Annotated in this window: 19 protein-coding genes; 10 read left to right on the top strand and 9 right to left on the bottom strand. The window is 61.4% G+C overall.

What is annotated here, in order from left to right; translation table 11 throughout:
* Nucleotides 1-700: 700 nt before the first annotated feature.
* The 3 genes from AB4N84_RS19755 to AB4N84_RS19745 form a co-directional block, all read right to left on the bottom strand.
* Nucleotides 701-1,630, bottom strand: coding sequence for a S66 peptidase family protein (locus AB4N84_RS19755; RefSeq protein WP_460042752.1), 930 nt, complete (start codon nucleotides 1,628-1,630; stop codon nucleotides 701-703).
* 72 nt (nucleotides 1,631-1,702) lie between these two features.
* Entirely contained in the window at nucleotides 1,703-3,175 is a 1,473-nt protein-coding gene (locus AB4N84_RS19750; RefSeq protein ID WP_460042750.1) for a mechanosensitive ion channel domain-containing protein, read from the bottom strand.
* A 76-nt stretch (nucleotides 3,176-3,251) separates the two neighbouring features.
* Complete coding sequence (locus tag AB4N84_RS19745; RefSeq protein WP_460042749.1) at nucleotides 3,252-4,025, bottom strand: SDR family oxidoreductase; 774 nt, start codon at nucleotides 4,023-4,025, stop codon at nucleotides 3,252-3,254.
* Nucleotides 4,026-4,204: 179 nt separating this feature from the next.
* Here AB4N84_RS19745 and AB4N84_RS19740 point away from each other — a divergent pair, with 179 nt between their 5' ends.
* The gene (locus AB4N84_RS19740; protein ID WP_460042747.1) at nucleotides 4,205-4,780 is read left to right on the top strand and encodes a TetR/AcrR family transcriptional regulator; all 576 of its coding nucleotides are present in this window, start codon (nucleotides 4,205-4,207) and stop codon (nucleotides 4,778-4,780) included.
* Nucleotides 4,781-5,048: 268 nt separating this feature from the next.
* On the opposite strand, the gene AB4N84_RS19735 is transcribed toward AB4N84_RS19740, so the two are convergent.
* Complete coding sequence (locus tag AB4N84_RS19735; protein ID WP_460042745.1) at nucleotides 5,049-5,810, bottom strand: SDR family oxidoreductase; 762 nt, start codon at nucleotides 5,808-5,810, stop codon at nucleotides 5,049-5,051.
* Between the two features lie 247 nt (nucleotides 5,811-6,057).
* On the opposite strand from AB4N84_RS19735, the gene AB4N84_RS19730 reads away from it, so the two are divergent.
* The 4 genes from AB4N84_RS19730 to AB4N84_RS19715 all read left to right on the top strand — a co-directional run bounded on the left by AB4N84_RS19730 (nucleotide 6,058) and on the right by AB4N84_RS19715 (nucleotide 11,649).
* Nucleotides 6,058-7,062 carry an NADP-dependent oxidoreductase gene (locus tag AB4N84_RS19730; RefSeq protein ID WP_460042744.1) on the top strand — a complete coding sequence of 335 codons (1,005 nt, stop codon included), beginning with the start codon at nucleotides 6,058-6,060 and terminating at the stop codon, nucleotides 7,060-7,062.
* A 152-nt stretch (nucleotides 7,063-7,214) separates the two neighbouring features.
* Nucleotides 7,215-9,377 (top strand): TonB-dependent receptor, encoded by a 2,163-nt coding sequence (locus AB4N84_RS19725; protein ID WP_460042743.1) that lies wholly within the window; start codon nucleotides 7,215-7,217, stop codon nucleotides 9,375-9,377.
* A 248-nt stretch (nucleotides 9,378-9,625) separates the two neighbouring features.
* Nucleotides 9,626-10,969 (top strand): CDP-diacylglycerol--serine O-phosphatidyltransferase, encoded by a 1,344-nt coding sequence (pssA, locus tag AB4N84_RS19720; protein WP_460042742.1) that lies wholly within the window; start codon nucleotides 9,626-9,628, stop codon nucleotides 10,967-10,969.
* 5 nt (nucleotides 10,970-10,974) lie between these two features.
* Entirely contained in the window at nucleotides 10,975-11,649 is a 675-nt protein-coding gene (locus tag AB4N84_RS19715) for a TetR family transcriptional regulator (protein WP_460042741.1), read from the top strand.
* 145 nt (nucleotides 11,650-11,794) lie between these two features.
* Here the strand turns inward: AB4N84_RS19715 and AB4N84_RS19710 are convergent, their stop codons facing one another.
* The 4 genes from AB4N84_RS19710 to AB4N84_RS19695 form a co-directional block, all read right to left on the bottom strand.
* Entirely contained in the window at nucleotides 11,795-15,397 is a 3,603-nt protein-coding gene (locus AB4N84_RS19710; RefSeq protein WP_460042740.1) for a molybdopterin cofactor-binding domain-containing protein, read from the bottom strand.
* Nucleotides 15,398-15,411: 14 nt separating this feature from the next.
* The gene (locus AB4N84_RS19705) at nucleotides 15,412-15,900 is read right to left on the bottom strand and encodes a (2Fe-2S)-binding protein (RefSeq protein WP_460042739.1); all 489 of its coding nucleotides are present in this window, start codon (nucleotides 15,898-15,900) and stop codon (nucleotides 15,412-15,414) included.
* Nucleotides 15,901-16,187: 287 nt separating this feature from the next.
* Nucleotides 16,188-16,646, bottom strand: a complete 459-nt coding sequence (locus AB4N84_RS19700) for a MarR family winged helix-turn-helix transcriptional regulator (protein ID WP_460042738.1) — start codon at nucleotides 16,644-16,646, stop codon at nucleotides 16,188-16,190.
* A gap of 225 nt (nucleotides 16,647-16,871) precedes the next feature.
* On the bottom strand, nucleotides 16,872-17,921 hold the full coding sequence (locus AB4N84_RS19695) for a 2,5-dihydroxypyridine 5,6-dioxygenase (protein ID WP_074755217.1): 1,050 nt from the start codon (nucleotides 17,919-17,921) through the stop codon (nucleotides 16,872-16,874).
* 355 nt (nucleotides 17,922-18,276) lie between these two features.
* Between AB4N84_RS19695 and AB4N84_RS19690 the strand changes: the two genes are divergently transcribed.
* From AB4N84_RS19690 to AB4N84_RS19670, 5 genes are all read left to right on the top strand, one after another.
* Entirely contained in the window at nucleotides 18,277-19,443 is a 1,167-nt protein-coding gene (locus AB4N84_RS19690) for an FAD-dependent monooxygenase (RefSeq protein WP_460042737.1), read from the top strand.
* A complete protein-coding gene (locus AB4N84_RS19685) occupies nucleotides 19,440-20,258 on the top strand; it encodes an alpha/beta fold hydrolase (RefSeq protein WP_460042736.1) in 819 nt (272 codons plus the stop codon). The genes AB4N84_RS19690 and AB4N84_RS19685 overlap by 4 nt, the downstream gene beginning before the upstream one ends.
* A 79-nt stretch (nucleotides 20,259-20,337) precedes the next feature.
* Entirely contained in the window at nucleotides 20,338-20,970 is a 633-nt protein-coding gene (locus tag AB4N84_RS19680; RefSeq protein WP_460042734.1) for an N-carbamoylsarcosine amidohydrolase, read from the top strand.
* Between the two features lie 440 nt (nucleotides 20,971-21,410).
* Nucleotides 21,411-22,724 (top strand): MFS transporter, encoded by a 1,314-nt coding sequence (locus tag AB4N84_RS19675; protein ID WP_460042732.1) that lies wholly within the window; start codon nucleotides 21,411-21,413, stop codon nucleotides 22,722-22,724.
* Between the two features lie 141 nt (nucleotides 22,725-22,865).
* The gene (locus AB4N84_RS19670; protein ID WP_460042731.1) at nucleotides 22,866-23,942 is read left to right on the top strand and encodes a nucleoside hydrolase; all 1,077 of its coding nucleotides are present in this window, start codon (nucleotides 22,866-22,868) and stop codon (nucleotides 23,940-23,942) included.
* Nucleotides 23,943-24,087: 145 nt separating this feature from the next.
* Here AB4N84_RS19670 and AB4N84_RS19665 read toward each other — a convergent pair whose 3' ends face one another.
* On the bottom strand, nucleotides 24,088-25,059 hold the full coding sequence (locus AB4N84_RS19665; protein WP_460042729.1) for an aldo/keto reductase: 972 nt from the start codon (nucleotides 25,057-25,059) through the stop codon (nucleotides 24,088-24,090).
* Nucleotides 25,060-25,111: the final 52 nt, after the last annotated feature.

Here is a 25,111-nt window from a genome sequence, read left to right as displayed (position 1 = left end):
CTCTGACTGATGCTGACGAATTCGTCGAAGGATTTGCGGTAGGCGGCGAGCGCTTGCTGAACCTCGGTCATGACCCGCTGATTCACCGCCGAGCTGGATTTGAGCGCTTCAGCCTGGGCGTTCAAGGCGTCGAGCCCTGCATGCAGTTCGTCGACCACCTTCGGGTCGCTGTGCAGCGCGAAGTCCTGCTCAAGCAATCGGACCCGGTTGAGACCGGTGTTGAGCGCGTTCATGTCTTTGAGACTGTCAAAATGCACGCTGATCGATCGCAGCGACCAGACCCCGATGGCCGCAACCAAGGCGGTCAACAAGAGCACCAGCACGAATCCGATGGCCAGTTTCTTCGCCATTCCGAGATTGGCAAAACGCGTTTGCACGGCCGAAATCATACGATCAGTCCCCAATCACAGCTAGAAGGCACACACAACGAGGCCATGTGGGCATGGCCATTCAATTTTCGTGCAGATTCGCAACGGGTCAGGCGCAAAACAAGTCTTTGACGTCGGAATAATGGCAAATAGCTACGCCAACGTCGCTTCCAGAATGGTTATCGGCGTATCCAGATTTCTCAACAGGGAGCGAGGTGCCGCAAAGCCCGCATTTAACGAGGCCATGCGACGAAAGGTAACGCGCCATGACGGCGCGAAAACGGGCTTTCAGTGACAGTTCGTGCGCAGGTAACGCTCACGCTGACCGGCGGTCAACGCGCGGCAGGTGCAACCGTCAGGGTGCCGGCGTCTGCGTCCAGAACGGCGCGGCTACCCAGCGCGACGGCGAGGTTGCGATCGCCGTGACCAATCGGCAATCCGCCCAGCAGAGGAACACCCAGATCGGCCAGTCGCTCGATCAAGACATCGGGCGGTTTGATCGGGTTGTTGCCATGGCCCGGTTCGCTGAACTGGCCGATGGCGATGCCGCCGACCCGTTGCAGAATGCCGCCGTTGCGCAGATGAGTGAGCAGACGGTCAACCCTATAGGCCAGTTCGCCGACATCTTCGATGAGCAGGATCGCGCCCTCGAGGTCCGGCATGAACGGGGTGCCGACACACGTGCTGAGCATGCTCAGGTTGCCGCCCAACAAGGTGCCTTCGACAGCGCCCGATGTCCGCACGCTGAAGGTCGGCTCAGCAGAGTCGGCCTGCACCACCATCGGTTCGGTGCTCATCAAGGCATGCCGCAATGTGCTGGCAAACTCGCCGCCTCGCTCCAGTTGCGCGGCCACCGGGCCATGAACGGTCACCAGCCCCGCGCGGTTCCACAACGCCGCGTGCAACGCCGTGATGTCGGAAAAGCCAACGACCAGCTTCGGATCGCGGCGCACGGCATCGTAGTCCAGATGCTCAAGGATTCGCTGCACGCCGTAGCCGCCTCGGTTGCACAGCACCGCACGGATCTCGGGGTCGGCCAGGGCGTCGTTAAGGTCTGCGGCACGGTTGGCGTCGCTGCCTGCGAGAAAATGCTCGGCGTCCAGCGCATGGGGGTAAACCCGTGGCCGCAAACCCCAGAACGTCAACTCACGCACCGCCGCTTGAACCCTCGCCTCGGCCACAGGACCGGCAGGCGACACCAGCGCCACGGCATCGCCCGCGCGCAAGACGTTGGGGTTGAGGATCGTGCGGGATACAGGCATTTCAAGGACTCGGCTGACGTTCGAATGAACCGGCAATGTAGAGCACTCCCTTTCTTGAATCCAGCGTCGGGCTCAACTCATCTTGTCGGTCGGGCCCTGACCCCGGTTGACCTGAAAACGCGTGACGCTCTTGCGCAGCCAGCCGAGAAACCCGCTGGGATCGACGATCACCGGTTTTGTCTCCAGCATCGCGGCACGTGCCTTGGCGCGGAATTTCGCCAGGCCGGCCAGCGCACCGATCAGCTCGGGATGGGCCTCCAGCCAGGGTTCCAGATCAGCTTTCTCGATGCGGTAAACCATGCAATCGGTGTACGCGCAAAAACGCCCCACGGTGGGCGTGCCGTCCACGAACCCGGTTTCACCCAGCAATTCGCCCGGCCCCATGCGACCGACTTCCAGCCAGCCCTCCGGGCGCTGGATCGCCACCGAGATCACACCCGACTCAACGATGTACAGCGCGTCGGGAATCACCCCTTCGGCCAGCACCACGTCCTTCGCCGAATAGGCGGCGAGTCGCATGTGCTGCTCAAGCTGTGCGCGGTCATCGTCACTGAGCATACGCAACGCGCCCACCGTATTGAGCACAGCGGACTGCCGCGTCGCAGGCCGCAACTGATCCATCCGCGTTTCGGTCGAGGCCAGTTGCCGGTGAATCAGGTCAAACAGTTGATTGCGCACAGCTGAACGACGATCTCGGGATTTCACGTACCCGGTGACTTCATATTCGACGCTGCGCAGCCCCGACTTCACCACCACCGCCGATGGCTTGGGTTGTGCGAGTAACTCACGGCAACCCAGCAGCGCTTTGTCCAGTGAGTCCAGTACCACGCTGGGGCGCAACCGCGTCGGCAGTTCGATGGACAGGGTGACGGAATGAAAGTGGTCGGGACGGCTGAAGTTGACGATGCGCGTTTTCGCCGCCATGGCGTTCGGGATCACCGCCATGCTGCCTTCGGAGGTCAGCAAATGCGTCGAGCGCCAGTCGATCTCGATGACTTTGCCTTCGATGTCGTCGACCCGAATCCAGTCGTCGACGCGAAACGGCTTGGTCGCATTGAGGACGATCCCGGAAAACACATCGCCCAACGTGCTTTGCACCGCCAGACCGAAAATGATCGCCACGGCGCCCGAGGTTGCGAGCAGGCCTTTGACCGGCAAGTCCAGTACATAGCCCGCAGCGGCCACGGCAGCCACCAGGAAAATGATCGCGCCCATGACGTCTTGCAGCAAATGGCCCTTGCCGCCGATGCGCGGCTCCATGACCACCACCGCCAGAACCGTCAAGGTCCGTGCGCCGAACAGCCACCATGTGATGGTCAGGATCGTTCCGAGCACATGCCGCGGCACCGACCAGTCCATCGGCACCGGATACAGCGGGCTCAAACCGCCATCGAGCAGCGCCATGCTGAACATCACGAACAGCACCAGCCGAAGCACCAGCTTGCGCCGCAGCAGTCGGGGATGCATCCATTGCCACAGCACCAGATCAACGATCAGCAGCAGCGACGCGCTGAGCAACGGATAAGCGAACCACAGGTGATCCATCGAAGCTCCCGGAAGGTAAACAGCCCAAGGAGCTTAGCTGAATACCGTCGCAGGGGAGCCTCAGAACAACGAGGGATCAGCCGCGAAACAGCGGAATACCCCATGGCGCGCCGATGTTGCCGCCATCGACCACGATCTCGGCGGCGGTCATGCCGGACGAGGCGTTCGATGCCAGGAACATCACGGCCTGGGCCAGTTCTTCAGGATCGGAGAAGCGGCCCATCGGAATGCGCGGTGCGATGGCTTTTTCAGTGGCATCGACCGTGGCGCCTGCACGTGAACCGCGTGTCCAGATCGGCGTGCGGGTGGCACCCGGGATCACGGTGTTGACGCGAATCCCCTTGGGCGCCAGTTCCGACGCAAACACTTTGGCCATCGAGGTAATTGCGCCCTTGGTGGCCGAATAGGCGGACGAGCCCGGCGAGCCGAGTTCGCGCATGACCGAGCCGTTGAGGATTACCGAGCTGCCTTCTTTCAGCAGCGGCAACACGCCCTGCACCGTGAAGAACACCGACGTCAGGTTGGTGCGCACGATCGACTCGAACGCTTCGAGGGTGGTGCTGCCCAGCGGGGTCGCGCCAGAGATACCGGCGTTGGCGAACACCACATCAAGGCTGCCGAACGCTTCGCTGATTTTCTTCACCACCACATCGATGTCGGCGAGGTTGTTCACGTCGGCCTTGATGCCCAATACATCGCCGCCCAACTCGGCCACGGCTGCATCGAGTTTGGCTTGATCGCGACCGGTGATGGCGACACGCGCACCGTTTTCCAACAGCAGTCTCGCCGTGGCCAGGCCAATGCCGCTGTTGCCGCCGGTGATCAGAATGGTTTTGCCGTTGACGTTCATGGTAGCTCCTTGAAGCTCATGCAAAGGATGGGAGGCCCGGTGTTTGCCGAACCGCTATGGAGCACAACCATACGCCTATTTTGGATTTCGTCCATACTCCAAATAAAAAATCTCCCGAACGGCATTTGGCGTATGATCGCTCACCATATCGTTACGAAAAGCAGTCACCGGAGATTTCCATGTCGCGCTCACAGGCAGAGAAAGCCGTCATTCACGAACACATCGTCAACCTCGCAGCCGAGCGTTTCCGAGAAGTCGGGCTGAACGGCATCGGTGTGGCCGACCTGATGAAAGAGGCAGGCCGGACCGGCGGCGGCTTCTACAAGCATTTCGAATCACGGGAAAAGTTAGTCGAAGAAGCGTTGCAGTGCGCGTTCAACAAGCGCACCAAGGCGCTGGAAAAATACACCGATCCAGAATCGACCCTGACCCTGACCGATCTGGTGGACAGTTACCTGAGCGAGCGGCACCTGAACGACCCGGGGTCGGGCTGCGCCTTGGCCGCCGTGATGAATGATGTCGCTCGCAGCAGCGATCCGATCCGTGAGGTGTACACGCAGGAGTTGCAGAAGGAACTGGCGGTGATCACGGCATTGACGAACAGTAAGCAGCCCTCGAAGAAGCGCGCTCAGGCGCTGTTGGCCATGTGCACGTTGGTCGGGGCAATCGGGTTGTCGCGTGCGGTGACGGATGAGGGGTTGGCGCAGGAGTTGTTGAACACCGGCAAGACATTGCTTAAAGCGCTGGATGCGTAAAGGCTGCTGCGGTGTTTTTGCGTTGGCTGGAAATATCGCGATCGACGCAGTCCCTGTAGGAGACCTCGGAGGTTACGACGGCAGCGAATGCGGTGTGGCAGTCCGCATCATCGGGACGGTCCTGCCGCGCTTTCACCTCAATCGCGGAATAAACACAAAGCCTGTGTGTGAGCTTGCTCACGAATAGTCAGCATGGATATGTCTGACCCACCGCCTTCATCGGAACGCCCCCCCGCCCCTGCAGGCATCCCATGTCTGATCTATGGAATTAAAAAGCCGTGACACCGCCATCGACCGCCAGTGAATGACCGGTGGTAAAAGCCGCGCCGTCGCTGCACAGGTACAACACGGCGGCGGCGATTTCTTCGACTTTGCCGATCCGGCCGACCGGGTGCATGGTGGCGGCAAACTCGGCTTTGCGCGGGTCGGCTTCGTGGGCGCGGCGGAACATGTCGGTGTCGATCACCGCGGGGCATACGGCGTTGACCCGGATCTGCTTCTTGGCGTATTCGATGGCCGCCGATTTGGTCAGCCCGATCACGGCGTGTTTGGACGCGGCGTAGATGCTCATCTTCGGCGCGGCACCCAGTCCGGCGACGGAGGCGGTGTTGACGATTGCGCCACCGCCCTGCGCGAGCATGACCGGCAACTGGTACTTCATGCACAGCCACACACCTTTGACGTTGACGCCCATGATTGCGTCGAATTCAGCTTCGCTGCCTTCCGCCAAACGGCCTTTTTCGATCTCGATGCCGGCGTTGTTGAACGCATAGTCCACACGACCGAACGCTTCCACGGCGTTGGCCATCATCTGCTGCACGTCCGCTTCCCGGGTCACGTCGCAGCGCAGGAACAGGGCTTCGCCGCCGGCGTGGCGAATCAGCTCAGCCGTGCCCTCCCCGCCCTCGGCATCCAGGTCGACGGCAACGACTTTCAGGCCCTGTTCGGCAAAGGCCAACGCGGTCGCCCGACCAATGCCTGCGGCTGCGCCAGTGACCAGGGCCACCTGTCCGGAAAACGTCATGCTCATGGAATCGTCCTGTGTTGTCGTTTTTTTCAGGAAGGCTTACAGCCCGTTGCGAAGGAGTTTATCCATGGGATAGGGCATCCGGTCAGCACTATCAAAGCCCCGGTTACGGGATCATGAACACGGGTGATATTGACCCGCCGACAGCATCATCGGCATGGATCGTTGCGCATTCGCCTTGCGGTCTTTGCTTGCCCATCATCGATTCCAGGTCTATCACTGGCCTTTCCCTTTCATTCAGGACCCTGCCATGACTGCGCTGAACAACCGCCAATTCCTTCTCGCCCGCCGTCCAGCGGGCCCCGCCAGCCGGGATGACTTCACCTTTCAGACGGTGCCGGTTGCCGAGCCCGCGTCGGGGCAGATCGTGGTCAAAGCCGAGTACCTGTCGCTGGACCCGGCCATGCGTGGCTGGATGAACGAAGGCAAGTCATACATTGCGCCGGTCGAACTGGGCGCGGTGATGCGCGCGCTGGGCGTGGGCAAGGTCGTTGAATCGCAGAACCCGGCCTTCGCGGTCGGCGATTACGTGCAGGGCGTTCTGGGCGTGCAGGACTATTTCGTGGGCGAGCCCAAGGGCTTCCACAAAGTCGACCCTAAACTGTTGCCGCTGCCGGTGTACCTGGCGGCGCTGGGCATGACTGGCATGTCGGCGTATTTCGCCCTGCTTGAAGTGGGCCAGCCGAAAGAAGGCGAGACCGTCGTCATTTCGGGTGCAGCGGGTGCGGTAGGCAGCGTGGCCGGGCAGATCGCGAAGATCAAAGGCTGCCGCGTGATCGGGATCGCGGGTGGCCAGGACAAATGCAAAACGCTGATCGATGAGTTCGGCTTTGACGGAGCGATCGATTACAAGAGCGAAGACATCCACGCAGCACTGAAACGCGAATGCCCGAACGGGATCGACGTGTATTTCGACAACGTCGGCGGCGACATCCTCGATGCCGTGCTGACCCGACTCGCCTTGAAGGCGCGCGTGGTGATCTGCGGCGCGATCAGTCAGTACAACAACAAGGAAGCCGTCAAAGGCCCGGCCAATTACCTGTCACTGCTGGTCAACCGCGCCCGCATGGAAGGTTTTGTGGTCATGGATCACGCCGCGAACTTTCAGAAGGCAGGCATGGAGATGGTCGGCTGGCTGGCACAGGGCAAGCTCAAGAGCAAAGAACACGTCGTCGAAGGGCTGGAGACATTCCCGGAAACCTTGCAGATGCTGTTCAAGGGTGAGAACAACGGGAAGCTTGTTTTGAAGGTGTAAGCCACCCAAAACGAGGATGTGAAAAAAATGTAAAAAAACAACATCAAAGTGATAACAATTCGCAATCACTTCCTGATAGCATCTGCGCCGAAGAAACATTCGCATTGCCAGGGAGGCTTTTCGCAGACTAGACATCTACAGGAAGCTTCCCGATGGCCCTACGCCTCCCCTCCCGCCCGACATTGCTCGCGCTGTGCTGCTCGGTCAGTGCTAGCGCCTACGCGGCCGATCAAGCCATCGAACTGGGCGCGACCGCCGTCGATGCTCAAGCCATTCAGCAGGCCCCAGGCGCTCTGCCGGAGGCATTCGCGGGCGGCCAGGTCGCACGAGGCGGGCAAATGGGCGTGCTGGGTAATCAGGACAACATGAGCGTGCCGTTCACGATGACCAGCTACACCTCGAAGCTCATCGAGGACCAGCAGGCTGAGAACGTGGGCGACGTTCTGCTCAACGATCCGTCGGTGCGTCAATCAGGTGGTTTCGGGAATCAGGCACAAGCCTTCACCATTCGCGGCCTGCCACTGAACGGCGACGACATTTCGTTTAACGGTCTTTACGGCGTGCTGCCGCGTCAGATCATTTCCGTCGACTCGGTGGAACGCGTCGAAGTCTTCAAAGGCCCCAATGCCTTCATCAACGGTGCCAGCCCGACCGGCTCCGGCCTGGGCGGCAGCGTCAACCTGCAACCCAAGCGCGCTCAGGACACCCCCACCCGACGCTACACCCAGGACATCAGCACCGACGGCCGTGTCGGCGAGCATCTGGACCTGGGTCAGCGCTTCGGTGAAGACAACCGTTTCGGCGCACGGGTGAACCTCAGCCAGCGCGAAGGCGAAACAGCCATCGACGATATGGATCAACGATCCAAGCTGTTCATCGGCGGGCTTGATTACCGGGGCGACAATTTCCGCCTGTCCACCGACTTTGGGTATCAGAAAGAACGCATCAACCACCTGCGCAACAACGTGCAGCTGGGCGCCGGGCTGACCGGCATTCCCCATGCACCGGACGCCGACCATAACTACGGCCAGAACTGGACTCACCAGGAAACCGAAGACACCTTCGGCATGGTGCGGGGTGAGTGGGACCTGAGCGACAGCTGGACCGCCTACCTGGCAGGCGGCGGCAAACGCACGCGAGAAGTCGGCACCTACGGCACCCCGGTCCTAAACAACGCCACGACTGGCGCGGCCACCATCGGCGGCTCGAACATCAACCACAACGAACAAAACGGCACCGTCATGGCGGGCCTGAACGGCAAGTTCCAGACCGGACCGGTCAGCCACCAGGTAGCGTTGGGTGTGTCCAGCATCTGGACCCGACAGGAAAACGGTTTCGTCTTCTACAGCGGCACACCGACCAACATCTACAACACCCCGTCCGTGCCAAAGCCCACCAACGTGACGTTTGCGTCGGGGGACCTTGGTGATCCGGATCTCGCGGGCAAGACCCGTAACCGCAGCGTTGCGCTCTCGGACACCGTAGGCTTCTTCGACGACACGTTGTTGTTGACCTACGGCGTCCGTCGGCAGCAGTTGCGTGTCGAAAACTACAGCGTCGGCACGGGGGCTCGCACCTCGCTGTACGACGACGGGATCACCACGCCGGTTTACGGCATCGTCTACAAACCGATCGACACTGTCTCCCTGTACGCCAACCGCATCGAAGGCCTGGCCCAAGGTCCGACCGCCGGCGGCACCGTACTGAACGTCGGTCAGTCGTTCCCGCCAGGCCGCACCAAACAGCTTGAAGCAGGCATCAAGCTAGACATGGGTTCATTCGGCGCCAACCTCGCCGCGTTCCGCATCGAAAAACCAACCGATGGCTTCATTGACACGACGACCAACTTCTTCGTGCGCGACGGCAAACAGATCAACCGTGGCGTGGAGTTCAGCGTCTACGGAGAACCGCTTGAAGGCCTGCGCCTGCTGGCCGGCGCCACACGCCTGGAGTCGAAACTGGAAGACACGGCGGGCGGGACAACCGATGGCAACCACGCCATCGGCGTACCGACCTTCCTGATGAACGCCAGTGTCGACTGGGATGTGCCGGGGTTGCAGGGCGTTTCCTTGAACACCCGCTTCCTGCGCACAGGCGGTCAATACGCCGATCAGGCCAACAACCTCAGCCTGCCGAGCTGGAACCGCTTCGACGCCGGCGCTCGCTACGCCTTCAAGGTGGCGGAAAAGGACGTGACCTTGCGCGTCAACGTCGAGAACATCGCCAACAAGGATTACTGGGCCTCGGCCAACGGCGGTTACCTGACCCAGGGCGATCCGCGTCTGGTGAAGTTCTCGGGAACCATCGATTTCTGATCATTGCGCCAAACCGCCTTTGTAGGAGCGCGCTTGCCCGCGATGGCGTCGGGTCGGTTGATTCGTCATCGACTTGCCCAACGCCATCGCGGGCAAGCGCGCTCCTACAGATGAGGGACCTGTCGCACTGAGCTGCCCCGCTTGCTGAAATTTCGCTGAACAAGTCAACAATGCTGCTGCCAAAACCACCAGAGGGCGCACTCTGGTGTAAGCTCGTGCGCTGTTGATTTCGACTCATCGAGAGGCTTATGCGGGCTCCCTTCCGACGTTCTACCCTTGCAGCGCTGCGCGGCTTTGAATCGTCCAGCGCGGCCATCACCATCCTGCCCAGCGCCGCCGACTATCGCCGGACCCTGCTCGAAAAGATTGCGTCGGCCACTCAGCGCATCTGCATCGTGGCGTTGTACCTGCAGCAGGACGAAGCCGGTCAGGAAATCCTCGACGCCCTGTATGCCGCCAAAGCCGCACGGCCGACCCTCGACATCGTGGTGCTGGTCGACTGGTTCCGGGCCCAGCGCGGGTTGATCGGTGCTGGCAAACAGGCCGGGAACTCGGCGTGGTATCAGGCGCAGAACCTGGAGCACGATCAGGAGGTGCCGATCTATGGCGTGCCAGTGCAGACCCGCGAGCTGTTCGGCGTGTTGCACCTGAAGGGCAGCATCATCGACGATTGCGTCCTCTACACCGGCGCCAGCATCAACAACGTCTACCTGCACAAGCTGAACAAGTACCGCCTCGACCGCTATCAACTGCTGGAAAACAAGGCCCTGGCCGACTCTTTCCAGCGTCTGGTGACGCAGGAAATCCTGCCATCCGACGCCGTGCATCGCCTCGACCTGCCCTCGCCGCCTGCCTCTCGCAGCATTCGCGGGGAAATCCGCCAGTTCCGTCAGCGCCTCAAACGCGCCAGCTATGACATCAATGAAGGTGTCCGTGAGAACGGCGAGTTTCGCCTCATTCCGCTGCTCGGCATCGGCAGCAAAAACCCGCTGAGCAAAGTGTTGTGCGACCTGATCGCGGCAACCCAACATCAACTGACGCTGTGCACACCGTATTTCAACATGCCGCTCTCGGTGAAACGCGAGATCAACCGCGCGCTCAAGCGGGGCGTGAAGATCGACATCATCATTGGCGACAAGACCGCCAACGACTTCTTCATCCCGCCAGAGGAACCGTTCAAGGTGATCTCGGCGCTGCCTTATCTTTATGAAATCAGCCTGCGACGCTTCATGCAGAAGCATCAAACGGCCGTTGCCAGGCACCGTCTGAACATCCACCTGTGGAAAGACGGCGACAACACCTACCACCTGAAGGGGTTGTGGGCCGACGAGCGCTATACGCTGCTGACCGGCAACAACCTCAATCCTCGGGCCTTCCAGCTCGACCTGGAAAACGCGGTGCTGATCGACGACCCCAAAAGTGAATGGCTCACACCCCGCGCCGAGGAAATCGCCCTGTTGATGCGCAACACCCACCGCGTCGGCAAGTTCGACGAACTGGACACGCTGAGCGAATACCCGATGGGCGTGCGCACGTTTCTGCGCCGGGTCAGCCGGGTGCGTGTCGAACGTCTGCTGTACCGGATTCTCTGACGACCATGAGCAAGAACACCGGCGTCCGCGCGCAACAGGCCGACCAGACGCGCGCCCGCATCCTCCAGGCCGCCATCACGGTCTTCACCCGCGACGGGTACTCGGGCGGGCGCATCGAGAAGATTTCCGCCGAGGCCGAGTCCAACGACCGGATGATCTACTACTACTTCGGCAGCAAGGAAAAACTGTTCGTCAAAGTCCTTGAGCACACGTACGAGCGGTTCAACCAGGCCGAAAGCACGCTGAAGCTGGACCCGTCGACGCCCGTCGAGACGCTGCGTCAACTGGTGGCGTTCGTGTGGGACTACTACGTGACGCACCCGGAATTCGTGGCGATCCTCAGCATCGAAAACCTGCACAAGGGCAAGCACGCCAAACAGTCGGGCGAGCTGCGTCGCTTGTCGGGCGAGGCCGTGGGCGTGCTCAAACCGATCATCGAAGCAGGTCAGGAACAAGGCCTGTTCCGGCGTGATGTGGACCTCAAGCACGTCTACCTGATGATCGCCTCGCTCTGCTACTTCTATAACTCCAACCTGCATACCCTGACCTCGTTCCTGGGCCAGGACATGGGCGCGCAGGGGCAGCGGCAGGACTGGCTGGCGTTCATTCAGGACCTGGTGGTGCGCGGAGTGAGGGTGTTGCCGAACGCGACGATTAACACCCACCCCGTGCAGGAATGACCAACGAAATGCGCTGCACCCCTGTGGGAGCTGCCGGAGGTTACGACGGTGGCGAATGCGGTGTGTCAGACGAATCGCTTTCGCCACCGTCGTAACCTCCGGCAGCTCCCCCAGGGTGATGGGGTGTCATTCAAGGCCGGCGATGTCAGTGGGTGCCGGGATTGGCTTTCAGATGCGCCACTTTTTCCGACAACCCCGTCCACTGAGGTTCATTCGGGGCGAAGCGGCTGCGCAAGTAAGCCGCAAGATCGCTAATCTGCGTATTCGAAAGACTGTCCTTGAACCCCGGCATGTAGCCCAGATCCGGCGTCGCTGGCTTGGAAATTCCCTGCTGAATCACCTTGATCAGGTTATCCGGCAGTGCGCTGTGAACGTTGGTATTGCTCGCCAGCGACGGACTGACCCCAAACAGCTTCGGCCCCAGCCCGTCGGCGTGACAACCCTGGCAAGACCCTTCGAACACCCGCTGACCATTGCTCAGCGATTGCGCTGAGACCGCCGCAGCAGATTCAGCCGCCGAGGCGACTTCGGTGACGGCCGGTGTCGCATCAGCCGAGCCATTCAACGAGGCGAGATACACCGCCATCGCCCGCACATCCGATTTCGGCAATTTCGCCAGCTCCGACACCACCGGCCCCATCGGCCCCGCCGCCACGCCATGGGCATCGGAATACCCGCTGCTCAGGTAATTGAACAACTGGTCTTCGGTCCACGGCGTGGGTGCTTTCGACAGACGGTTCAGCGCAGGCGCCTCCCAGCCGTCGACCATGCCGCCCGCCAGAAACGACGCACCGCCCTTCTCCGCACCCATCAGGTTGCGCGGTGAATGGCACGCGGCGCAGTGACCCAGACCATTGACCAGATACTGTCCGCGGTTCCACTGCGCGCTTTGCTGCGGTTGCGTCTGCACCTCGCCCTTGCGCAGAAACAGCGCGTTCCAGCCCGCCATCAACGGGCGCATGTTGAACGGGAACTGCATGCTGTTGGCCGGCTGAACCTGTTTGACCGGCGCTTGCGACATCAAATAGGCGTACAACGCCTGCATGTCGGCGTCGTCGATATTTCGGAAGGCGGTGTAGGGAAACGCCGGATATAGGTGCTTGCCGTCGCGACTGATGCCGTCACGCATCGCCCGCTCGAAAGCCGGATAGGACCAGTTGCCGATGCCGGTTTCAGGATCGGGCGTAATGTTGCTGCTGTGCAGGGTGCCGAATGGGGTTTGCATCGCCAGACCGCCCGCGTTGACCGTGCCGCCCGGTGCGGTATGACAGACCGCGCAATCCCCCGCCGAGGCCAGCAAACGCCCGCGCTCAAGCGTGGCCGCCGACCAGGTGCCGGCGCTCGGTGGTGCGATGGGGGCGATTTCGGCGCGCCATGGCAAGGCGGTCGCAGCCATGCCCAATACCGCGCCGAACGCCGCGAACAACGACCCGAACAGCCATTTCGAACGCTTGGCCCTGGGCGATTGCGGCGGGTTGCTGTTCGCCTCATCGCCTGCATTTTTCAGCGCCGCCAGGATGCGCTCGGGGGTGATCGGCAGCTCACGAAAGCGGATGCCGGTGGCATCGTAGACCGCATTGGCGATCGCCGCCGCGCTGGGCACCGACGCCGACTCGCCCGCCCCCATCGGCGGTTCAGCCTGACGCGGCATCATCATGACGTCGACCTTGGGCACTTCCGGGAAGGTCAGGATCGGATAACCGCCCCATTCCTTGCTCGCGACCATCGACTCCTCGAACGTCACGCGCTCTTTCAGTACACGGCTGGTGGACTGAATGACGTTGCCATGAATCTGATGCTGCACGCCCGCCGGATTGACCATCATCCCGGCGTCGTGGCCGATCACCACCCGCGTGACCGAAACATCGCCAGTGTGCTTGTCCACCGCAACGTCCGCGACCCACGCCGCCCACGCCGCACCGAAGCCGGGAAACTTGCTGTGGATGTAACGCGCGTAGGCAAAGCCCCGACCGCGAAGCACGCCGTCTTCTTCCGGGATTTGCATGGGCTGTGTGCGCGGCGACCAGTTCGCACGCTCGGCGGTGGCGCGCACCAGTTCCGAGGCGCGGTCGTCGTGCAGGTAGCGCAAACGGTACTCAACCGGATCCACCCCCGCCGCGAAAGCCAACTCATCAATGTAGGACTCGTGAGCGAAGGTGTTGGGAAGTGCCGATACACCGCGCATCCATGACGCGCGGACAATGGGCGCCATGTCGTTGATCGTGACCCGCATGTGCTCGATGTCGTACGGCGGAATCGAGGTGCGGTCGCCCATTTCGAACATGGCCGCGACCGGCTCGACGCGCCCGGTCAGCAGCAACGCCAGGGTCGGCGAGTTGTTGGACGGGTAGCTGGTGGTGAAGTCATAACCGGCGATGGTGCCTTCCGCCGTCAGGCCACCATCGACCTCCATCAATTGCGCCGTGCCCTTGGGCTCCCACGCGTGTTCCTGTTCGCGGGTCAGTTGCACCCGAACCGGAAGGCCGACGGCCCGCGACAGCAATACGGCGTCCGCGCACACGTCATCGGCACAGTTGCGACCATAGCAACCGGCCGCCTCCATGCGGATGATCTCGATCTTTTCTTCGGGGTACTCCAGCAACCAGGCCAGGTCGGCGCGCAACATGTGCGGGTTCTGCGTGCCTGACCAGACCCGGATGCCATCCTCGCGGTAGTCCGCCAGCCCGCATGACGGTCCGATGGAGCCATGGATCTGGTAGGGCCAGAGATACGTGCGCTTCATCCGTTCGCTGGCGTTGGCCAGGGCTTCGTCGACATTGCCCTTGTCCAGCACCACCCGCTGAACGCTCGGGTTGTCGCGAATCGCCTGCTCAATGTCGCTCATGTCAGGCAACGGGTGCTGCCAGGGTTTCCAGGTGGCTTTCAGCTCCCGCGCGGCTTTGGCGGCCTGCTCTTCGCGCATCGCAACGACGCCGATGAAATCGCGGATCACCACAATGCGGACAATGCCGGGAATGTGCGCAATGGACGACTCATCGACCTCCAGCAGGCTGGTGCCGACAAACTCGCCCGTGTCGTAACCGGCATAGGGCGGACGAATGACACGGCCGTGGAGCATGTCGGGCAAACGCATGTCGTGGACGTAGGTCAATTCGCCGGTGGCCTTGGCCGGAATGTCGACGCGCGCTGCGACCGTTCCGACCAGCTTGTAATCTTCCAGGCGCTTGAGCGGCGCATTGCCGGAAATACGCAGCTCGACGTGCTGGTCGACCAGCAACTCGCCAAAGCGCAGGCTGCGACCATCCTGGGCACTGATCACCCCGTGTTCGATCACCAGCGAGCCCGCACTGACTCCCCAACGTTGCGCCGCCTGTTCAAGCAGGTATCGCCGCGCTTCGGCAGCGGCATTGCGCAACGGAATCGCGGAGATCTGCAACGTTGCACTGGCAATGGTCGCGCCCTGATTCGGCGCGCGCTCGGTGTCGCCCAGTATCATCGTGACCTGGTCCATGCGCAGGTCGAGCTCTTCGGCGACGATCTGCGCCAGGGAGGTGCGAATACCGGTGCCGAGGTCCACATGGCCGTTGAAGGCGTAGACCGTGTTGTCCTGGTCGATGGCGATGAACAGCCCCAGTTCCTTGGGCTTGACCGTGGGCGTGCCGCCTTTGGCGACCGGCCCTGAAGGCGGCAGGATGTCATCGACGATCAGCAGGACCCCGTTCTTGGCCAACAGGTGGTCGCGGGTCGGCGTGGGCAATGTCGTGGGAGGCGTGATGGGCTGGTTCAAGGGATTCGCTCCGTTCAAAGCGGGTGGCGAGCGGCACGCATGACCGCACGGAGGATTTCGATATGGGTGCCGCAACGGCAGAGGTTGGCCGAGAGTTCGTTGCGGATTTCCGATTCGCTGGGGTGCGGGTTGCGATCGAGCAAGGCTTTGGCCGTCATGATCATGCCGTTCATGCAGTAGCCGCATTGCGCGGCTTGCTCGTCGATGAAGGCCTGCTGCACCGGGTGCGGGCACGCCCGCGAACCGATGCCTTCCAGCGTGGTGATTTCGCGCCCTTCGGCACCGGCCAGAGGAAACACGCAGGCGCGTGCCGCCACCCCGTCAATGATCACCGTACACGCGCCGCACTCCCCTAACCCGCAACCGTACTTCGGGCCGTTGAGGGCCAGGTCGTTGCGCAAGATCAGCAGCAGCGGCGTATCTGGCATGGCTGTGACGGACGCGGCCTGACCGTTGACATTAAGCGTCACGGTCGTTTGCGCCATCACCGGCTGCTCGCTCATATCGCACTCCCCCTGTGTTACTCAGCGCCTCGCGCTTTTGATGAAGTATTCACTTCACAAAAGGAGAGCAGGAAGCGTGCCACTGGAGAAAAGGCTGTAGGACGGAGGGATCTGGCTGTATGGAAATGGAGGTTTTTAATGGAAGAGTTTGAGGGGGCCCACGCTCCGTGGGGTCACTCGACTCCGGACGCTTCGCGCCCTCAAACAATGACGCGGAGCGTTAGCGCAGGCATGCCCACGCGGAGCGTGGGTACGATCATATCGTGGCGAAAAGGAGACGAACCGGCTTACTCCTCAGGCTCGTCGATCAATTTGCGCAGCAGAAACAGCACCGCCACACGTTCAGCCGGGTTGAGCCTGGCCAGTGTGAGTTCGGATATCTGCGCTGCCCGTGGCACCGTCTCCTGCACCAACTGAAGGCCGCTGTCGGTCAGGCTGCAGATGACCTTGCGGCGATCCTCGGGGTCTGGATCGAGGCTGATCAGGTCACGCGCTTTGAGCCGGTCGACGATGCCCCGAATCGTCGCCTGATCCACTGCCGTGGCCTTGACCAGCTCGGTCTGCGAGCTGGGCCCGTGATCGCGCAGCGCGCACAACGTCACGAACTGCACCGCCGTGAGCTGCGAATCACCCACGTTCTGCTGAAAGATCGCCAGATGGCGTTGATACGCCTTGCGCAGCAAGTGGCCGACCTGCTCGGAGAAGGTATAGGGCTGATGGTTGTTGGATGAATGATCAGTGGACACGGAGCGCTCGTTCGACAAGGGACGTAGAAAGTGGTGGGTACATTAACGGTTGCAAGCTGACAGGGGAATCGTCAGCCCACCGCAGTCCGAACTGTGGGAGCGAATTCATTCGCGAGACGGTGGTACAGCCAACGCATCTCCGGCGACCGTACGGGTGCATCGCGAATGAATTCGTTCCCACAGGTCCCACAGGTTTGAAACCTGCCTTGTCATGGACGGCCCGCTTCAGGCCTTCGACGCCTCGGGCGCAACCACATCGCCGCCCAGCACCACGGCCTGATCGTCCAGATAGATGTCGCAATGCCTCAGCGGAATGTCCAGATGGCACGGCGTCTTGCGCGTCCCGCCCACCTCTGTGTTCGGGCCGGTGGAGAACAGGAAGTTGCCATAGAACGCCCGGGCGTCCATGCACATGCCGTCGTTCTTGTCGTGCAGGCCCATGGCGGTCCATTGCGCGCGCGGCTGCAAGCCCCAGCCAATGTGGGAAATGCCGTACACCTCGGGATCATTGAAATACTTCATGTAATCGCGCAGGTACTCAGCCTCGAAGCCGCCCTTGATCCCGGTGATAAAGCCCTTTTCGATCTCCAGAACGATCTGCTCGCGGGAATAGTTCTTGAACGGCAGCACGATGTCGCCGATGTCGATCACCAGCGTGCCTTCTGCCGTTTCTTCGTTTGGCCAGGAGAACAGAAACCCGCTGGGCCAGTGGTCCCAACGGCCCGGTTCGTCGGCGAAACCGTACTCCGTCACCGAAGGGTATTGACCCAGCTGGGCGCGAAAATCACTGCCGGCGCGGGACTTCACATGAATCGAGCGCGCCGATTTCAGCACCTTTTCAGCCGCCAGCACCCGCTCCTTGTCGGCCAGGGTAGGCAGCATGCGCGCCAGCACTTCAGGCGGCTCGACGGCAAGCAGGATGCGCGTACCGGTCTTGAGGATCTGCTCCTGTTCCGGGGAGTGCAGCAGCATCATGGTGTCGACGACCAGGTCCGCTGCCTCCAGCGCGCGCTGGGCCGCGAGGTTGCCGGTCAGCGCGGTGTCGCCGCAGTACGCGGTCATGTCATTGCCCATGGCCTTGGGATGATTGAACGACGGCAATTCCACCGCATAGACCTTGGCGCCCAGACGCTGGGCGGCGTCCATGGCCGCGCGCACGGTGCGCGCATCGGAGTAATGGCTCTTGAGCACTGCAACGCTCTGGGTCGTGTCCACCTTCGACAGTTTCAGGACGTGCTCGAACATCTGGGTCAATTCGCAATCGCTAACCGGCATATCTTGTCTCCTCGTCACTCGGCTCAGGTCAATCACATGGCACCGAATGCACCATTGAAAGGCATCCCGCATCAGACTAGTGCATTTTTTGAAGCGTACACACTAGTTAAACGCGATAAGACATCAATTGAACGCGGTCTGCAATAGACGAGCCACTTCGTTACCTACGCACACACATGGCTTATTTGCTGGGTTACCAAGGGTGACATGCCTGTTTGCGACGTCGCAGGGTATTTTTTGAAATACCAGTTCACATTTCAAAATTTCAGCGTATACACTTTAAAAACGTAATGCAGCGGCAACGATGTTCGCCCCACCACTCATCGAGATTCACGAAACACGAAGGAAGCGCGCCATGCCAACTCACCCCGCTACGCCCAGTTCGCAAACAATCGCCATCGTCGGAGCCGGTCTTGGTGGTGCAGCCGCTGCCACGCTGTTGCAGCAGGCCGGTTTCAAGGTCGATGTCTATGAGCAGGCGCCTGAGTTCTCGCGCATCGGTGCAGGGATCCACATGGGTCCGAACATCATGAAAATCTTTCGGCGCATGGGCATCGAGCAGCAGCTCAGTGACATGGGTTCCCATCCGGATTTCTGGTTCAGCCGTGACGGTGCGACCGGGGACTACATGTCCCGCATCGCACTCGGCGAGTTCTCACGCAAGGAATATGGCGCGGCCTACATCACCGTCCACCGCGGCGACCTTCACGCCTTGCAGATGTCCACCCTCGCCCCGGGCAGCGTGCACTTCAGCAAATGCCTGACCACCCTTGAAGAGCGCGACAATGGCGTGCGCATGAGCTTCGCCGACGGCACCCATGCCGACGCGGACATCGTGATCGGTGCCGACGGCATCAACTCGAAGATCCGCGAAGAGTTGCTCGGTCATGAAAAACCGCTGTACAGCGGCTGGGTCGCACACCGCGCGCTGATTCGCAGCGACGTGCTGACCAAATACAACCTGAATTTCGAGAACTGCGTGAAGTGGTGGAGCGAGGACCGTCACATGATGGTTTACCACACCACCGGCAAGCGCGATGAGTACTACTACGTCACCGGCGTTCCGCACCCGGCATGGGATTTCGACGGCAACTTCGTCGACAGCAGTCAGGCGGAAATGTATGAAGCCTTCGCCGACTATCACCCGACCGTGCAGGCGCTGATCGAATCCACCGAAAGCGTGACCAAGTGGCCGCTGCTCAACCGCAACCCGCTGCCGCTGTGGAGCCGTGGCCGTCTGGTGTTGCTGGGCGACGCCTGCCACCCGATGAAACCCCACATGGCGCAAGGCGCCGGCATGGCCATCGAAGACGCCGCGATGCTGACACGCTGCCTGCAGGAAACCGGGCTCACCGATTACCGCACCGCCTTCGAGCTGTATGAAACCAACCGTAAGGAGCGCGCCTCCCGGGTTCAGGCGGTTTCCAATGCCAACACCTGGCTTCGCACCCAGGAAGACCCCGCGTGGGTCTATGGGTACGACCTGTATGGCCAGGAACTGAAATCGGGGGCCATCGCATGAGCACATTCATTCAGGGCGGTAACGTTCAAGCCAACGGTATCCGGCAGCACTATCTGCGCTACGGCGGTACACGGCACGCCGACAAGCCGGCACTGATCCTGATCCCTGGCATCACCAGCCCGGCGATCACCTGGGGTTTCGTGGCCGAGCGACTGGGTCAGTACTTTGATACGTATGTGATCGATGCCCGAGGTCGTGGTCTGTCTTCCAGCGGCCCGGAGCTGAATTACAGCGTCGACACCTGCGCCGATGACATCAGCGCGTTTGCCGACGCCATGGGGCTCGACAGTTATCACTTGGTCGGCCACTCCATGGGCGCACGATTCGCGGCGCGGACCTCCGTGCGCAATCCCCGTGGCCTGAAGAGCCTGGTGCTGATCGATCCGCCCGTCTCAGGGCCAGGTCGTCGTGAATACCCCTCGAAACTGCCGTGGTACGTGGATTCCATTCGTCAGTCTCAAAACGGCATGAGCGCCGAAGACATGCGTGTCTTCTGCCCGACCTGGACCGACGAACAATTGCAATTGCGCGCCGAATGGCTGCACACCTGCTACGAGCCGGCCATCGTGCGTGCCTTCAACGACTTCCACGAGGTGGATTTCCATCAGGACCTGCCGAACCTGCCCGTCCCTGCCCTGCTCATCGTGGCCGGCCGTGGCGGCGTGATTCAGGCCGAGGACGAAGCGGAAATCCGCCAATTGCAACCCGCGATCCTGATCGCCCGCGTGGAAAACGCCGGGCACATGATCCCGTGGGACAACCTGCCGGGGTTCTTTGCGGCGTTTGGTGATTTTTTGGGCACGACATTGCGCTAGCGACGTCGCTCATCTGGCGCTGAACGTTATGTAGGAGCGTGTTTGCCGCCAACCACTCAAGTTGTTGAAGGAGAACGGAATGAGTGAACAGCAAAGCGCCGACGCCAACTATCAGGGCGTCTGGGGCAATCGCATTGGCTTCGGTCAGAAACCGGCCTTGCTGATGATCGACTTCATGCAGGGTTACACCCAACCCGGCGCACCGCTGTTTGCACCGGGCGTGGTCAGCGCCGTGGCCGAGAGCGTCGAGCTGCTCGCCAGCGCGCGGCAACACGGCATTGCGGTGGTGCACACCAACATCCGCTATCACCCTGGGCATTTTGCCGATGGCGGCATGTGGGTGAAGAAAGCACCGGTGATGAAAGACATGGTCGAGGGCAACCCGCTGGCGGCGTTCTGCGAAGAAGTGCTGCCGCTGCCGGAAGAAGTGGTGATCAGCAAGCAATACGCCAGCTCGTTCTTCGGCACGTCACTCGCCTCGATGCTGCACGCCATGGGCATCGATACCGTGGTCCTGGCCGGCTGCTCGACAAGCGGCTGTATCCGGGCGACGGCGGTAGACGCCGTGCAGCACGGGTTCCGGACCATCGTGGTGCGTGAATGCGTCGGCGACCGCCACCCCGATCCGCACGAGGCCAACCTGTTCGACATCGACAGCAAATACGGGGACGTGGTGAGCAAGCAGGAGGTTATTAACCAGTTCAAGAAATGACCTGAGACGACCGCGCCCTGTCAGGCCAACACGAAACCTGTGGGAGCGAATTTATTCGCGAGACGTGGGTACATTCGGCACACATTTGTCGCCTGACCCAACCCATCGCGAATGAATTCGCTCCCACAGCAGATCGGTAGCCGAAAGGAGCATGCAACAAACGCTTCACCGGCAGAAACGGACATTCCGCCGTCAGAACCAGGCCACAGAGCACTGGTCGCGCAGGTTAATCGCGCACTCACTGGACACTGTTTCGCCATGGACCGGCGAAGCGACGCCCAGTCTTCTGACACTGCCTTTGGAAGCCGCCACCCGGTGCTTGCCAAAGTACTGGATGTGCGGCAAACAAAAACCACAACAGGCCGTATGAGAACGCAGCAAACGCAGGCAAGATCTGCCGCGACTGTGCTCATCGGTCGAAGAACCGCCAGGAGACACCCATGCCCTCTGCGAATGTAGAAACCGCCGCGACCGTTGTCGCGGACCCGATCAAAGCGCTGTACCACAAGATCACCTGGAAGCTCATTCCGTTCCTGTGTTTCTGCTACCTGGCCGCGTACCTTGACCGCATCAACATCGGCTTTGCCAAGCTGCAGATGCTCGATCAGCTGCACTTCAGCGAAACCGCCTTCGGCCTGGGTGCCGGGCTGTTTTTCGTCGGCTATATCCTGTTCGAAGTGCCGAGCAACCTGGTGCTGGAAAAAGTCGGTGCGAAGATCTGGATCGCCCGGATCATGATCACCTGGGGCCTGCTCTCGGCCTGCACGCTGTTCGTCAGCACGCCGATGCAGTTCTACGTTCTGCGCTTCTTTCTGGGCGCCGCCGAAGCGGGCTTTCTGCCGGGCGTGCTGTTCTACCTGACCACCTGGTTCCCGACCTACCGTCGCGGCCGCATCATTGCGCTGTTCATGATCGGTCTGCCGCTGTCGAGCGTCATCGGCGGTCCACTGTCCGGCTGGATCATGGGGCATTTCGACCAGACGGCGGGGCTGCGCGGCTGGCAGTGGTTGTTCCTGATCGAAGGCGTGCCCAGTGTGCTGCTTGGCGTACTGACCTTCTGGGCCCTGCCGAACGCACCGAAAGATGCGAAATGGCTGAACGCTTCCGAGCAGACGCTGCTGGAGGGCGAGCTGCGTCTGGACGATGCCGAAGGCAAAGACAGCAAGCACAGCTTCCGTGACGGCTTCTTCAACCTGAAGGTGTGGATGCTCGGCGGTATCGACTTCTCGATCCTGCTCAGCGCCTACGCCATGGGCTTCTGGATGCCGACCTTCATCAAGAATGCCGGGGTGACCGACACCTTCCACATCGGGATTCTGACCGCGCTGCCCAGCGTGGCCGCGCTGATCGGCATGCTGATGATCGGCGCCAGCTCCGACCGCCGCCGCGAGCGCCGCTGGCACATCATCGTGCCGTTCTGGATCGGTGCGGTGGCCATGGCCGCCAGCCCGTTCTTCACCCATAACGTGGTCGCGACCGTGGCGTTGTTCGCTGTCGCGTCGGCGGCAATCATCGGCGCAGTGCCCGTGTTCTTCAGCCTGCCAGCGACGTTCCTGAAAGGCCGCGCGGCCGCCACCGGCTTCGCCCTGGCGTGCTCGCTGGCCAACATCGCCGGGCTGGTCAGCAACTCGATGATGGGCATCGCGATCGACGTCACCGGCAGCAGCGCAGGCGCGCTGTGGTTCTTCGCCGGTTGCCTGATTCTCAGCAGCCTGCTGGTCGTGGCGCTGCCGGCGAAGCTGGTGAACAGATAATCGACACCAACCCTGTAGGAGCGCGCTTGCCCGCGATTGCGGTGTGTCATGCGCCATCACTGTCACAGACAGATCCCAATCGCGGGCAAGCGCGCTCCTACAGGGTCTGTATTTCTCCAATAACAACGATGGACACCACTCATGCAGGCGTTTCTGAAAAGCTGTGCCCTGGCCTTGACCCTCGGGCTGTCCGCAACCTCGCTGCAGGCGGCGGAAAAGGTGATCTTCGATACCGACTTCAATGTGCTCAACGATGACGGTCAGGCCTTTATCATGCTCGCGCAGCTGCACGCGCAAAAACGCATAGACCTGCTGGGCATGACGCTGGTCAGCGGCAATGCCTGGGTCGATCAGGAACAGGTCGACGCGCTCAAGGCCGTCGAGCGCATGGGCGTGGAGAATGAAATCGGCGTTTACACCGGCGCGGCCTATCCGCTGCTGCACGACTTCGCGTCCTATGAGCAGGAAAAAGCCCTGTTCGGATCCGGCTGGCCGGGCGCGTTCAAGAATCCCCGTCCCACTGCGGCCTCGCAGCTGGTCGCGCCACCGGACGGCTTGGCGACACATACGACACTGCGCAGCGAATCCGCCGTGCAGTTCATCGTCGACAGCGTGAAGAAAAACCCGCACGAGGTGACGATTCTCGCCGTCGGTCCGCTGACCAACATTGCACTGGCCATCCGCAGCGCGCCGGAAATCGTGCCGTTGATCAAGCGCATCGTCTACATGGGCGGCGCCATCGAGATTCCTGGCAACACCACGCCCGCCGCGGAATTCAACTGGTGGTTCGACCCGGAGGCGGCAAAAATCGTCCTGCGCTCGCCGATCGAGCACGTGATCTTCCCCAACGACGTCTGCGAGAACGTCATCTTCGACGCGTCGGTGTACAAGCGGATCGTGTCGCAGAAAGGCGTGATCCCTGACCTGTACAAAACAGTGCTCGGGCCTGAGTTCGACAAGGACCCGAACCATCACAGCTTCACGTGGGACAGCCTGCCTGCACTGTTCCTGGTGCACCCGGAACTGGTCACTGAATCGAAAGACCTGTGGGTGGATGTCGACGCCCATTTCGGCCCGGATTACGGCCGTTCGATGGGGTATAAAAAAGGCGCGCCGGTCGGCACGCAGAAGGCCAAGGTGGTGTTCGCGGTGGATCAGCCAAGATTCTGGGACGAGTACGTCAAGCTCGTGACCCTACCGGCGCCGGTTAAACGCTGAGGTATCACTCGCCTTGAGTCACCTGTAGGAGCTGTCGGAGGTTACGACGGTGGCGAATGCGGTCAGCGACATCCATGTCGACCAACGCTCACCTTCGAGAGCACGCTCACTCCTACAGGTAACGGTTGCCAATCTAGACAGCGCATCACCCCACCAACGCAATCAACTGCTGGCGCTGTGCATCGGTCAACAAAGGCCCCATCGCCGCGCCGGCATTTTCTTTCATGTACTTCGGATTGCCCGTCCCCGGAATCGCACAGGTCACCGCAGGATGGGAGATCAGGAATTTCAGCGCCAATTGCGGCCAGCTCTTCGCTTGCACCTCCCCGGCCCAGCCCGGCAACGGCTTGTCGCGCAGACGCCCGAACAACCCGCCGCCGCCGAACGGCCGATTGCAGATCACCGCGACGCCACGCTCGCGGCAAATCGGCAGCAACCTTGACTCAACCGCCCGGTCATCCAGCGCATAGTTGATCTGCAGAAAGTCGAAGGGCTCGGCCTTGAGTGCCGCCTCGACCTCGTCATACGCCGACGAGGTGTAATGCGTGATGCCGATGTAGCGAATGCGCCCCTGCTCCTTCCACTCTCGCAGCGTGGGCAGGTGGGTTTTCCAGTCCAGCAGGTTGTGGATCTGCATCAGGTCGATGCGATCGGTTTGCAGCAGACGAAACGAAGCCTCCATCTGCGCAATTCCCTCCGCCCGTCCCCGGGTCCAGACCTTGGTGGCCAGAAACGCGGGAGAGCGCGGCCGATGAATCGACAGCAGCTCGCCGGTGGTCTGCTCGGCGCGGCCATACATGGGCGAACTGTCGATCACCGTACCGCCTGCCCGGAACAGCTCGTTGAGCACCTCAGGCAGTAACTTATAGGCGTCGCTGCCAGGCTCGACATCGAAACCGCGATAGGTGCCGACACCGATCATCGGCACGGCCTCGCCACTGGAGGGGATATTTCGGGTCAGCATGTCGGATTCTCCTTGCTGGTCGGACGGCGTGTCAGAACGGGGGTCGCGTGACGGCGAACCCTCACCGGCTGCGGAATCGAACGCCAGCGCAGCCGACACACCGGCGGCCAGCGTGAGTAATCGTCTGCGTGTGAACAGCGTTGATTCGGTCATGGCACGTTCCTTTTGCGAACCTCCCGATAAAGAGGAGTCGTCAAACAATAGT

This window comes from Pseudomonas sp. S2_H01, assembly GCF_054668305.1.
The sequence above is the reverse complement of the archived record's forward strand: the minus strand, read 5'-3'. Positions and strand labels throughout refer to the sequence as shown.